Consider the following 12890-nt stretch of genomic DNA (forward strand, 5'->3'; position numbering starts at 1 on the left):
AATGGAATCTGAAAAGATATGCCATGAACTTAATACTACTCATTAAGAAGGATAAAAACAAGGAGCAGGCAAGCAAAATCAGGAAAGCGGAGGGGCTTGGCGGGAAAAAACTTTTGGGCAAAGCTGCCTGCCGGCCTGCGGCTGCATACAATAGCTTTATGTACCCATCTTCATTGCCCTTGAGCCAGGCTGCTGCTCCAATTGAAGCGAAAGAACTAGGGGAGAAATCTTCCTGGTATGATAAACTGTTAAGGTAATATAATGGATCATATGGTTTTTTTACCCACAGCGTTATCGTTTCCGAATCTTTCAATTACACCATGAAACCTCCAACATTGCTGAATGACGAACAGGCTAAAGGGGGATGAAAATGGAAAGGATGATGGTTAAAGATCTGCCTGTCATTGAAGATAAGGTAAGGAAATGGTCTGCGATTGTGTATTGGACGGGAGTAGGGATCATCATTTTGTTTGCGGCTATCAGCTTATATCATGCTGCACAGCTGCCGGATGGCACAGGCCAGCCGGATGCAGGGGGCCAGGCGGCTGCACAGGATACGGTCACAAGCCTGATTATCAAGCCGATTGCCGAGTCACCGAAATTCCAGGTCATTTTTGAATATCTTTTCTACCTGCTTTTATGGCTGCTGCTTTGGCTTTTAGTGCCTTCCGCTTCCAGGAGGATCATCCGCTTCAAGCTCGGGAATCTGGAGTTTGACCTGGACCAGAGCCAGAAGGAAGTCATATCCATCATTGATGACCAGATGAGAAAGTTTAAATTCCTGACGTATTTAATGAAGGAAGAAAACAAGAATGTCCTGAAAACGAGCTTTGATTCAGAGCATCCAAGATTCCATGATGCGCTCGATTTTGCACTTGCCAAAATGCAGGAATTCTATTTAAGTGAATGGGATGAACATCTTACCTTTGAAGTAATGACGCTTGCCGAGTTTCATCAGGCATCATTTCCTCCGGCTGTAGAGAGGTCGCTCGAGCTTGTGGACTTATACAAAACAGGGATTCCGATCAACAAGGAAAATCCGGAAGTTATCCATGATAAAAATTATCTGGTTTATACCACCTCAGAAGAGGAAAATATTTATACAAGCGGTACAGAAGTCGTCGACTATGTCATTTGTGTTTCAAGCTACAGATCTGAATTCAATGAAAATGACGGCTATCTGGTCGCAGGCATTACTTCCCTTGTTTCGGAGCTCCATAAACGGGCATGGGAGAACTTGGGGCTTACAAAGCTTCGGGAAAGATTGAATCTTTAGCCCTAATGAGGTAAACTTATAGTAAAGAGGTGGTTAAAAATGTCAGCCAAAAAGCATGTGTTAAAAGTCCAGAAGCCAAGTGGCGAGGAAGACATTTTTGATTTTGATCGGTTATTCAAAGATGCTGCCAATTATAATAAAAAAGCAGACCAGCAGGATATTCAATATCCGCGCGGAGCATCAATTTCAAGGAAAAGCTCCATCGTGAAAGGACTTTTCGCTGCCAAGGCCTGATGAATCGGCAAAGCTGGTCCAAAGGGGACCGGCTGCAGGCATTTGGCAGGGCTGAAATAAAAAACGCCCGATTCACGGGCGAAAAGCGGTATCTTAGGAACCCGGAAAGGTCCGCTGATTCCGGCCTGATAGTTTTTTAGATGGACAAGCCATAAGGGCTCTTGTAACTTGCGTATGCAGGTTATTTTTTTATGCCCAGATATTTGGACAAGACCTGCTGCATATTGTGGCTGTTTCCGACGATTTGGGAGGACCGGTGCACCTTATTGATGGGGCTGCCTTTTGGGTATTGGATCTCCCGCTGTCCCTTTTTATGAAAAAAGCTTTCTGCATTGGCAAATAGCTTTGAGAAATTAAATTCATCCATTTCTGTTTTCCGCCTCCAACTCGAATGCTCTCCTTATTGTATTCTATGCAGGCAGTACTATACGGGAAATGAAATTTGTGTGTATAGAGAAAAACGGGCTTTTTTCCGGAGCTGGCAGGGTTTGCGGCATAGGGAGTCGAACTTTTTCAAAGTGAGAAAGAGGAGGGAAAGAAATGGCGGATAACTATCCAGTATTAAACGGAGCAGAATCCTTTTATTTTGAAGGCGGCAGGACAGGCATCCTGGTTTCGCACGGTTTTACAGGCTCTGCACAAAGCATGCGGCCGCTCGGGGAGGCATATGCGAAAGCGGGCTATACTGTCTGCGGCCCAAGGCTTAAAGGCCATGGGACCCATTATGAGGAAATGGAGCAAACGCAGTACAGCGACTGGATTGCAAGCATCGAAGAAGGCTTTCAATGGCTGAAAGAACGCTGCGATGATATTTTTGTCACAGGCTTATCCATGGGAGGGACACTGACACTTTATATGGCTGAGAAGCATCCCGAAATCAAGGCCATCATCCCGATCAATGCAGCCGTAGAGATTTCGGATATGAAAGGGGCAGCAGGCCTGCAGGATGTCCGCTTCCTCGATGCCATCGGCTCAGATATAAAGAAGGCTGATGTAAAAGAGCTTGCCTATGAGAAGACCCCGGTCAAATCCATCGGTGAAATCGTCCAGTTAATGGAGCTGGTAAAAGGAGGGCTGGCTGACATCGAGTGTCCGGCATTGATTTTTGTTTCCAGCGAAGACCACGTTGTCCCGCCTGATAATTCCCGGCTCATCCTTGACCGCATCTCAAGCAAAGACAAAAAACTGATTACGATGGAAAACAGCTATCATGTCGCCACCCTGGATAATGATCAGCAGCTGATCATTGATGAGACATTGGCGTTTATAAAAAAATATCAATAAGAACGGGGGGGCTGCGGCCGCCTTTTTTTGTTGGAGCAGGGCAAAGATACAGCATTGCCATCAATTAAATAACTGTGTTAACATTTAGTGAGTCGAAATATATTCTAAATAGAGTATTTGTTTTAAGCCTTGTGCAAAGGGAAATAAAACAAAATTTTTTAGAAATAGATTATTTTTTGAAAAGGAGGCTGGGCCGCTTGAGCGACCAAAAAGAAAAACTATGGACGAAATCCTTCATCATGCTGATGGCAGGGAATCTGTTTGTCTTTATGTCCTTCCAAATGCTGATCCCGACAATGCCGCCATACATAAAATCAATAGGCGCCTCCGGCTTGGAAATCGGCCTGGTCACAACTCTATTCTCTGCTGGCGCAATTCTGTGCAGGCCCTTTATCGGCTATATGCTTGAGTACAGGACAAGAAAGCCACTCGTCCTGGCCGGTGCAGCCGCCCTGCTGATCATCACGCTGGTCTACCCGCTTTCCGGCGCAGTTGTTATGTTCCTTCTTTTCAGGCTGGTGCACGGGCTTGCCTGGGGATGGTCGACTACGGTCAACGGGACGGCAGCAGTAGATGTTGTCCCGGACTCCCGCCTCGGCGAGGGGATGGGCTATTATGGATTGTCTGTAACTCTCGGGATGATCATTGCGCCAAGCCTCGGCATTTATTTATTCCAGGTTACGAGCTTCGAAAATCTGGTTTATATATCGGCCGGTCTTGGCATTATCAGCATCATACTCCTGTCGCTTGTCAGCTACAGAACGCCCCAGTCGGTTAAGGAAGCGAAAAAAGAGGAGTTAACTTTCTCCTATTTAGGATCGCTGATTGAAAAAACGAGCTGGTACCCCGCACTTATCACGGTCATCGTCACCTTCGGCTATGGATCCATTGTCACGTTCATTGTCATTTTTGGGGAAGAGCGGGGGATAGAGCAGATTTTCCTTTTCTACCTGTTCAATGCCGTACTGGCATCGGCCTCGCGTCCGGCAGCCGGGAAATGGTTTGACAGAAATGGGCCGAGAGGGCTCGTCCTGTTCTGTACACTCATTACATTCGCCGGGATGTGGGTGCTGTCCTTTGCCCATTCTAATGCTTTGATTGCGGCCGCCGGAATTTTGTTCGGGATCGGCTTTGGATCGCTGATTCCGACGCTTCAGTCGTGGACATTATCCCTTACGCCGCCAAACCGCAGGGGCGTTGCCAATGGCATGTTCTTTTCAGCCATCGACCTTGGCATCGGCTTGAGCGGACTGGTATTCGGCGTCATAGCCCAGTACGTGGAAACAGGGAGGCTGTTCCAAATCTCAAGTATCTTCCTGCTGATCGCCATCGCTATGATCATGGCCGAAGGGCGGAGGCGGAAAAACAGCATAAAAAAACAGGCTGCTGCCGTATAAGGCCGGGATGCTTCCCCGGTCTTTTTTGCTGCTGGGCTGGATGGCTGAGGGATTTTTGACACCCTGCTTTTTTAGGATTTTCTCAGCGATTGGCTTCTCCTGCTGCTGGAATGATAAGATAGAACAAGCAAAAGATTCAGCTGGCAAACTGGGCGGCTGATCTCAGGATATAGAAGGGTGATAATATGGCACAGGAAATAAAACTGCGTCTGAAGGCGCGTTCTGATGAAGAGTATAGAAAGGGGCTGCCCCTTGTTTATAAAGATAGAATCGAGAATCTTGCTGATTTAAAGGAAGAGGGGGCAATCTTCCGGCTTTCAGACAGCAGGAATAAATTCATCGGCAAAGGCTATTACGGCCTGCAGAACAAGGGCTGCGGCTGGATCCTGACGCGTGATGAGCAAGAAGTGATCGACCAGGGATTTTTCGAGAAAAAACTTCAGAAGGCTCTTAAGCATCGGGAAACTTTCTTCGACAGCTCCGATACGACTGCTTTCCGCGTTTTCAATGGCGAAGGCGACGGGATCGGCGGGCTGACAATCGATTTTTTTGCCGGCTATTATCTGCTGACATGGTACAGTGAAGGCATATACCGGTTTAAAGAGGAAATCCTCCAGTCTTTAAGGAATCTGGCTGATTTTAAAGGGATCTATGAAAAGAAACGCTTTGATGCGAAAGGCTCTTATATGGAGGATGATGACTTTGTTGAAGGAGAGCGCGGAGAGTTCCCGCTCATTGTCAAAGAAAATGGCGAAAACTTTGCCATCTACCTGAACGATGGGGCGATGACCGGCGTGTTCCTTGATCAGCGCGATGTCAGGAAAACAATCAGGGATGTATATGCGAAAGGCAGGACAGTCCTCAATACGTTTTCCTATACAGGGGCATTCTCCATTTTTGCGGCAAAAGGCGGAGCTGTGAAAACGACAAGCGTGGACCTTGCGAACAGGAGCAAAAGCAAAACGATTGAACAGTTCAGCATCAATGGGATCGACTATGAGGCACAGGATATCATTGTAGAAGATGTTTTCAATTATTTTAAATATGCCGTAAGGAAAAAGCTTCTTTTCGATATGGTGATCCTCGATCCTCCAAGCTTTGCCCGCTCCAAGAAGCATACCTTCAGTGCAAGCAAGGATTATAAGAACCTGCTGAAGGAAGCGATTGCGATTACGGAAAAGGATGGGATCATCGTCGCCTCTACCAACTGCAGCACTTTTGGAATGAGCAAGTTCAAAGGATTTATTGAGGCCGCCTTTAAGGAAAGCGGCGGAAAGTACAAGCTGCTGGAGGAATTCTCCCTGCCAAAGGATTTCCGGACCATCAGCGAGTTCAAGGAAGGGAATTATTTAAAAGTGGCATTCATCCGCAAGCTGTCTTGAGTATGCCTGCGTTTTGCCTGCAGCACTAAAGGGTAAACAGCCTATATATAATTTTCATATAGGAGGCATAATGATGAAACGGGATATTATCGGTGTATACAGTTCAATAGATGAAACGATCGAGGCAATCAGGGAACTGACGGCGAAAGGCTATGATTCAAAGGATTTGGCTGTCATTTCGAAGCGGCAGGATATTTACACCCTTGATTCGTACACAAATGCAGATGTGGAAAAGGCTGCCGGCTCAGCGCCGAAAGAGCATGATGATGAATCTTTCTGGGATAAACTCAAAGATGCGTTCTCGCTGGACGGCGATTTTGGCGAATCCCATGAAAGGCTGACAAAGTATGGGATTGCTGAGGAAAATGTAGAATCATATGCAGCAGATATGGATAATGACAAGATTCTCCTGGCTGTGAACGCAGATTCTGCTTTTGCCAATGCTGAAACAGGTGCTGATGAGTGGTATGGAGCAGGCCAGATCGAGAGCGGTAATGAAGGGGACGGCGCGTCAGGAAGCCCATCATTATCCGGGGAGCAAACCGTCTATACAACAGATGAACAAAACAACCTGAGAAGAGGCTCCCGCTAAGGGCTTCCATCCTTCATCAGCGCGAACCCGCCTTCTCTAGAGGCGGGTTTTGCTTGATTCAGGGTGTGTCAGGCAGTACAGACAGAAGATCCTGCGTAAAATTTACCATATCTGAAGGTTGCTGTTAGAATTATTACAGAAGGAAACATTTCTGTATCAAAAATGAAAGTAAAATGAAATTTGTTGCATTCCATTCTTTGCTAGAATACAAGGATAGAGAGCGCAGAATAATAGGAATCTCTTTAGCATATAGTAGGTCAATCTATTTACATAAGGGGATAACAATGACGATAGAACAACAATTAATCGATAAATCATATTACGAAATGTTTATGGAAGTCAATAGCGGGGAGCAGCCTGCACAGGTGCTCGGCGAGGCATATTTCCTGGAGCAGAAAAAAGAAATACCGGAGCTTTCAGTCATCAGGTTCGCACAGGGTGAAATCTACTTCCACCATAAAGACTATGAAGCAGCCATCTTTAAATGGGAAAACATACATAACGAATTGGGGGAGTGGGCCAAGAAAAATACCGCTGACGCCTATATGGAACTGGAGCTGCATGCAACAGCCGAGGAAATCTACAAGGCCATCAGGACAGAGTCACTTGTGCTCCAGACTGAGGTCCTGCTCCAGCTGTTTTCCTTATATGTCCATCAGGGCAAGCTTGACAAGGCCGTGCAGACAATCAAAGAAGCTGTCCTCCTCAATCCGGATTATCCGGATGTAACTGAGCTGGCAAGAGCCTTTTTCGAAAAACACCAGGATTGGGGCAATGCCATTGAACTCGCTGTCAATGAAGGAGTCCGCACAAGCTCGCTCAAATGGTTTGAGGTCCTGAATGGCTATATTGATCAAGGGGCGGCAAGGAAGCTTGAGCCTGTTTATTTCCTTGACGCGCTGAAAACGGTCCTTTATAAAGATGAATCAAGATTTGAAAAGCTGTCTGTTTCCCTTTGGCAGCATTATCAGAATCAGAGCAGCAGCCATCAATGGCTTAAGGATTTTAACGGGATGATGCTGGAGCTTGAAGCGGACCGATCTTATGCATGGCATGAACTTTCCGCTATGTACAGGGAGACCTACCTTCAGCTTATCACAGGCAATTATTATGTGAAGGAATTGACTCCGCTCGTTCCTGAGCTGCTTGTGAACTGGGTGCGGATCACAGATTCCGCCAACGCGGTGCACGCTTCCGCTGCATTGCTTGCCTGGAATAAGCTATTTGCCGGAATAGACTCTGACGCTGTAGCGGATGCAGAAAATCTGATTGAACGCTCAAGCCTTTATAATGGAGGGCTGGAAGACAGCTGCAAATTGTTTATGGATATTAAGAAATGGGCTCTCAAAAATGATCTCCCGCTTGGACAGAGGCTGGAATGGATCGTCGAAGAGCTCCTTGATCTAGATAACAGCCATGTCCTTGTTGCCGGCAGGCCAGGAAGCGGGAAGTCCGCATTCATCAATTATGTGCTGGGCAAGCCGGTTCTTGGAGAGGACACATCTTCCATCAGTATGTTCAAGGCTGGCGAAGACGCTGCTTTCAGTGAAGTTACCGACAGCAGGCTGATTATGATGAAAGATCTTCCGCAATATCAGGAAAATGAAGCTGCAGCCGGTCTTGAAGGAGAAAAGGTTGCTTTCAACTGCCGGGTACCGGTTCCATTCCTGCAGGAAAACAGGATTGCGCTCATTGACACCCCGGGAGTCAAAGGGAGCGGCAGGGCAAGTGGAGAGCTTGTTCATTATCTCCCGCTTGCAGACAGCATTTTATATGTCATTAATGCAGCAGAAGGCCTTGTAGAGGAGGACCTTCTGGTGCTGGAAAGAATTCGTGAATCTGCTCCTTTCAAAAAGGTGCACTTCCTGCTGAACAAGGTGGATGCCATTCATGATCAGCGTGAGGCAGAGAGGCTGGTCGACGAGATATCCGCACAAATCCAGTCTTATTTCCCGCAAGGAAAAGTGTTTGCCTTTTCATCCCATTATGGAAGCAGGGAGCAGCTGGCAGATTTGGCCGGATTTTTCGATGACAGCCTGAGCCGCGACTGGTATGAGCTCCGGACACAAAGTATGCTCATCTATATCCAGCGCGCCTTAAGCTATCTGCTCGATAAGCGGGTAGAGGTGGAGAACTCGCTGCAGGAGGATATCCGCTGGAACGAAGAGATGGTCACGAAGCTGAATGGCGCCATCAATCAGCTCAGCGATATTGAAGAAGAAAAGACAAGGACGATCACAAAATCCTATCAATCTATAAAAGACAGGATGAGGAAGAAGCTTGAGGAGGAAATTCCCGGGATCCTGCGGGGCACTTCCGAGCTGGTCACAGAAGACAGCGACTTCCGGAAAATCCATCTGGAGCTGAACGATGCAATGAACGAGCGTGTCGAGCAGTATCTGGAGAATTCTGTCCTGCCTGAATTCTACGGCAGCATCCAGAAGTGGATTGCCCTCACGACTGAAGAGTTCAATCACAGCCAGGCTTACCTGTATGAAATGGGCGAAGGGTTCAATGAATTATATGGAGAAGAAAAAATCCGGCTGGAGTGCGACTTCAAAGTGCTGGATGACTGGCGGAGGGATGCCGACAGGATGACAAGCGGGGTAAGGATGGAGAAGGTGAACATCCTATTGCGCTTCACTCCTTCGCAATTCCTGCTGAAGAGCGCCGGAAAGCTGTTTGGCTCAATCCCGCAGAACAAAGGCATGCTTTACAATCGATATAAACAATTCCTCGAAAATGAGGATTACAGCGAAAGCGTCAACGCGATCGTCAGCAAGTTCATGCAGCAGTTTGAACTGTTCGAAAAAGCACTGGAGAGGGATATTAAAATTTTCTTCCGCAATCCATTCAGTGTGCTCAATATGACAGTTGAGGAAACCCTGAACATCATTGAAGCGAACGGGGTGGCTCTCAGCAAAATGAAGGAAAATCCGGAGGCTTACCGCGATCCGATCACTTTGTTTGAGCTTAGGAAGCTGCAGTATGAGCGGATGGTTCGTGCGTAGGGGAGTTTGTACTTCATTAGATAAAAGACTGGCCAGGATTATTCCGGCCAGTCTTTTTGCATTTTTTTCAGCATGGTTCATGTCATGATCTGTTTCAAAGCAATGTGCTTTGCTGCTTCAATCTCTGTCTTTGGCCTGCTGGGTATCCCGGATATTCTTCTGGACTGTAACAGCGGCAAAGACGCTGAGCACGAATGACATCGCATAAAATCCTTTTTCGCTCAGGATGATGCTTCCTGCATTGTACAAGCCGATCGCCATCAACAGTACGGCCACAATAAGTGCGAACCAGCTCAATCCATAATAGATGCCTGTAACCGGTATTCCCTCTTCCTTGTCCCGTACCGCCTTTTGCAAAGAGACCGCAGAGTAGAGCCCGAAAATCAGGACAGCAAAATAATATCCTTTCTCGTTCAGCTGCATGGTGTCAGCATTGAATAGCCCGATCAGATAGGCCCCAGCCCCGACCATTAAAGCAACCCAGGAAGCTCCTTTAAAAGCGGCAGTCGGTTCCCCTTCTTTCCGTTCTTCCTTCTTTTTCGGAGCATTATTAGTTCCTTTATCTAATAAAACATCATCTTCATAAGCCATTCCCAAATCGCCTCCAGCCAGTCAAATTAAATTAAAGCACCGCAAATGTCTGCAGCACTCTACTTCCAACATCTATTATATAGAAAATTTTTGAAATTAATAGAAAAATTTGCGCAGATTCCAGCGTGCCAGGTACCTTTCGTGGACAAATAGGGCGAAAGTGTCTTTTTAGGGTGCCAGGCATCATCCGTGGACAGAATGGGCCAAAGTGTCTTTTTCGCGTACCTGGTACCAAATGACATTTGTCATATGATTTTGATGACAACAGGTACTAATGAGCATGGCTGGAAAGTTTTACAATGAAGTTAATTAAAGGAGACGGAGCTGATGAGTATGCAACAGGCAGTTGTTTTTGAAAATGTGGTGAAGGCTTTTGGGTCCTTCAGGGCGCTTGATGGATTAAACTTGAAGGTCAATGCGGGGGAGGTTACGGCACTCCTGGGTCCGAATGGAGCCGGCAAGACTACGGCAGTGGGGCTGATGCTGAATATGCTCAGGCCTTCCTCAGGCAAAATTGAAATATTCGGGCGGGAGCCGAAGAGCAAGGAGCTTCGGGAAATGACGGGGGCCCTGCTCCAGGAAACAAAGCCTGCAGACGGCTTGCGTACAGGCGAAATCCTCCAGCTTTTCCGCAGCTATTATAAAAATCCCTTATCGTATGAAAGGCTGCTGGATCTTTCGGGGCTGCATAAGGAAGAAAAAAGGAAGGCCACTGCGCTTTCAGGGGGCCAGCGGAGAAGGCTTGCATTCGCACAGGCACTTGCCGGAAATCCGAGCCTTATTATTCTGGATGAACCGACTGTCGGGATGGATGTGGAATCGAGATTCCGCTTTTGGGAAGTGATCAGCGCTCTTGCGAATGATGGGAAGACCATTCTCCTGACCACTCACTACCTGGAGGAGGCGGATGCTGTTTCTGACCAGATCTGTGTGATGGCAGAAGGAAAGCTCGTCGCTTCCGGGACTCCGCAGGCATTGAAGGCAAGGGTATCATCCAGGACTGTTTCGTTCCGTACTTCCCAGGAGCTGGATCTGAATCTCCTGAATGGGCTGCCGGGCGTCGAGAGGGCGGAGAAAAGCGGGAATGCTTATTCTCTTTATGCAAAGGAAACAGATGAATTATTGCGAAACATCATTTCATCAGGCTGGGAAATCAGGGATGTCCAGGTATCCTCCGGCAGCCTCGAAGCTGCTTTCAGGCAGCTGACAGACATACAGGATCAGCATTCAGAAAATAAGGAAGGTGCGTAAAATATGAACATGTTTATTTCCCAATGGAAGGCAGAGAGCCTCCGGATCATCAGAAGCCCATTTTTCCTGCTGTTTTCCCTTTTGATGCCATTTGTGTTTTACTTTCTGTTCGCCAGCTTGAATGGCGCGGATAAGGAAATAGCGGGCACTTCATGGGGGGCATACTCGCTTATGTCCATGACCGCTTTTTCACTGATAGGGACGGCGACTTCCCAGTTTGGCATCCGCCTTGCTTTTGAAAGGAAGGAAGGGTGGATCCGCCAGCTTCAGCTTACACCTTTGTCCCACTTCACCTGGATCAGCGCAAAAGTTGCCTCGCAGATGCTTATCCATCTGCTGATCATCCTGCTGCTTTTCCCGCTGGCAGCTGTTGTTTATGACCTTCATCTTACTCCCCTGCAGTGGGCAGCCTGCACGATCTGGCTGCTGTTCGGAAGTCTTCCGTTCCTGGCGCTGGGCGCCCTTGTCGGAACAATGAAGAATGCAGATGCCGCCATTGCGATTTCCAATGTCCTCTTGATGGGGCTGGCGATCGCCGGCGGGCTGTGGATGCCATTGGAGGCACTGCCGGTGTGGCTGCAGAGCATCGGCAAATGGCTGCCATCCTACCATTATGCAAATGGGGCATGGGAAGTGCTTTCAGGCAATCTCATCTCATTGGAAAATATTTTCTATCTTGGCGCCTGCACGGTTTTATTTATGATACTATCAAGCTATATTCTAAAGAAACGGGATGCGGTATAAGTGAATCCTTACTGGAAAAGATTATTTCCTGCCTCGGAAGGCTGGCCTCCGTATATCTATCTGGCCAACTTTGCACTGCCTGTATATTTTATGCTCGGAGAAGCCCCGCTTAAGAGGGAAGCGGGCTTTTTCCTGCTGCTGGCCTACCTCTTTTTTTACAGGCATCTGTACTGGTCCAGAAAATTTGAAACTCTCATCATTGCTTTGATGGTCGGTATGACGCTGTTATTCAGCTTTTTTTATAATCCTCTGTATCTGTATCTGATCTTTCTGGTGCTCAATCATCTGGTAAGGCTGCCGCTAAAAACGATCTATATCATGTGTGCTTGCTTTGGTGCAGCCAGTGCAGCTGTCCTGGTCCAGTCGGGCCTTTATCTTGAACCCCTCATGCTCTCCGGCATCAGTCCGCCATTATTCGGGGGGACGATCCTTCCTTTCGTTGTTAAAGCTTCTGCGAAATATAAGGATATGTCAGAGCAGCTGCAGGTGGCCAATATGCAGATCGAGCGCCTGGCACAGCAGGAGGAAAGGCAAAGGATTGCAAGGGAGCTTCACGACACACTCGGCCACACCCTTTCCCTGATCGCACTGAAAAGCGAGCTGACAGCCAGGCTGGCCTCCAAGGACGCAATCAGGACGGAGAAGGAAGCAATGGACATTCAGCTCACGGCGCGGACGGCCTTGAAGGAGATGCGTGATCTTGTTTCAGATATGAATCTTGTCCGGCTTGAAGAGGAAATCGGGCATGCCCAGACGCTTTGCGCCGCGGCCGGCATTGAATTCATCTGTGAAAAAACGCCTGTGCCATCCGGTCTGACTCCGCTCCAGGAAAGGATCCTGGCCATGTGCTTACGCGAGTCCATCACCAATATGGTCAAATACAGCAGGGCAGCCAGATGCACTCTGTCAGCTGCCGAAACAGATGATAAAATTCACCTTTCTGTAAGGGACAATGGGATCGGGTTTGATTTATCGGTGATCGCCAAACATTCGGGAAATGGCCTTGCAGGGATGAAGGAAAGGCTCCAGCTTGTAGAGGGGAGCCTCCAGGTCCGTTCAGCACCAGGAAAAGGAACGGATATTAGGATGAGCATACCACTGGTCATCAGGGAAGGATTTTAAAGGGGG

13 protein-coding genes are annotated in these 12890 nt (G+C 47.7%); 11 read left to right on the forward strand and 2 right to left on the reverse strand.

Going from position 1 to position 12890, the window contains the following annotated elements:
- Positions 1–23: 23 nt before the first annotated feature.
- The 3 genes from FZD51_RS02450 to FZD51_RS02460 all read left to right on the forward strand — a co-directional run bounded on the left by FZD51_RS02450 (position 24) and on the right by FZD51_RS02460 (position 1510).
- The gene (locus FZD51_RS02450) at positions 24–257 is read left to right on the forward strand and encodes a hypothetical protein (RefSeq protein WP_148973321.1); all 234 of its coding nucleotides are present in this window, start codon (positions 24–26) and stop codon (positions 255–257) included.
- Between the two features lie 113 nt (positions 258–370).
- On the forward strand, positions 371–1276 hold the full coding sequence (locus FZD51_RS02455) for a hypothetical protein (RefSeq protein WP_148973322.1): 906 nt from the start codon (positions 371–373) through the stop codon (positions 1274–1276).
- 39 nt (positions 1277–1315) lie between these two features.
- Entirely contained in the window at positions 1316–1510 is a 195-nt protein-coding gene (locus FZD51_RS02460) for a hypothetical protein (RefSeq protein ID WP_009792341.1), read from the forward strand.
- Between the two features lie 181 nt (positions 1511–1691).
- On the opposite strand, the gene FZD51_RS02465 is transcribed toward FZD51_RS02460, so the two are convergent.
- A complete protein-coding gene (locus FZD51_RS02465; RefSeq protein WP_148973323.1) occupies positions 1692–1877 on the reverse strand; it encodes a hypothetical protein in 186 nt (61 codons plus the stop codon).
- A gap of 173 nt (positions 1878–2050) precedes the next feature.
- Here FZD51_RS02465 and FZD51_RS02470 point away from each other — a divergent pair, with 173 nt between their 5' ends.
- The 5 genes from FZD51_RS02470 (at position 2051) to FZD51_RS02490 (ending at position 9176) form a co-directional block, all read left to right on the forward strand.
- The gene (locus FZD51_RS02470; RefSeq protein WP_148973324.1) at positions 2051–2794 is read left to right on the forward strand and encodes an alpha/beta hydrolase; all 744 of its coding nucleotides are present in this window, start codon (positions 2051–2053) and stop codon (positions 2792–2794) included.
- Between the two features lie 239 nt (positions 2795–3033).
- Positions 3034–4191: an MFS transporter gene (locus tag FZD51_RS02475; protein ID WP_187445626.1), complete on the forward strand. Its 1158-nt coding sequence runs from the start codon at positions 3034–3036 to the stop codon at positions 4189–4191.
- Positions 4192–4376: 185 nt separating this feature from the next.
- Positions 4377–5573 carry a class I SAM-dependent rRNA methyltransferase gene (locus FZD51_RS02480; protein ID WP_148973326.1) on the forward strand — a complete coding sequence of 399 codons (1197 nt, stop codon included), beginning with the start codon at positions 4377–4379 and terminating at the stop codon, positions 5571–5573.
- A 70-nt stretch (positions 5574–5643) separates the two neighbouring features.
- Entirely contained in the window at positions 5644–6165 is a 522-nt protein-coding gene (locus tag FZD51_RS02485) for a YflT domain-containing protein (protein WP_148973327.1), read from the forward strand.
- 284 nt (positions 6166–6449) lie between these two features.
- Entirely contained in the window at positions 6450–9176 is a 2727-nt protein-coding gene (locus FZD51_RS02490) for a dynamin family protein (RefSeq protein ID WP_148973328.1), read from the forward strand.
- 117 nt (positions 9177–9293) lie between these two features.
- Here FZD51_RS02490 and yiaA read toward each other — a convergent pair whose 3' ends face one another.
- The gene (yiaA, locus tag FZD51_RS02495; protein ID WP_148973329.1) at positions 9294–9767 is read right to left on the reverse strand and encodes an inner membrane protein YiaA; all 474 of its coding nucleotides are present in this window, start codon (positions 9765–9767) and stop codon (positions 9294–9296) included.
- Positions 9768–10094: 327 nt separating this feature from the next.
- On the opposite strand from yiaA, the gene FZD51_RS02500 reads away from it, so the two are divergent.
- Genes FZD51_RS02500 through FZD51_RS02510 form a run of 3 tightly spaced genes read left to right on the forward strand, consistent with a single transcriptional unit; the run spans position 10095 to position 12884 of the window.
- Entirely contained in the window at positions 10095–11018 is a 924-nt protein-coding gene (locus FZD51_RS02500) for an ABC transporter ATP-binding protein (RefSeq protein ID WP_338120369.1), read from the forward strand.
- Positions 11019–11021: 3 nt separating this feature from the next.
- Positions 11022–11762, forward strand: coding sequence for an ABC transporter permease (locus FZD51_RS02505; RefSeq protein WP_148973330.1), 741 nt, complete (start codon positions 11022–11024; stop codon positions 11760–11762).
- A complete protein-coding gene (locus FZD51_RS02510) occupies positions 11763–12884 on the forward strand; it encodes a sensor histidine kinase (RefSeq protein WP_148973331.1) in 1122 nt (373 codons plus the stop codon).
- The last annotated feature ends 6 nt before the right edge of the window (positions 12885–12890 follow it).

The organism is Bacillus infantis, assembly GCF_008180445.1.
In the GTDB taxonomy this organism is placed as follows: Bacteria; Bacillota; Bacilli; order Bacillales; family Cytobacillaceae; genus Bacillus_AB; species Bacillus_AB infantis_B.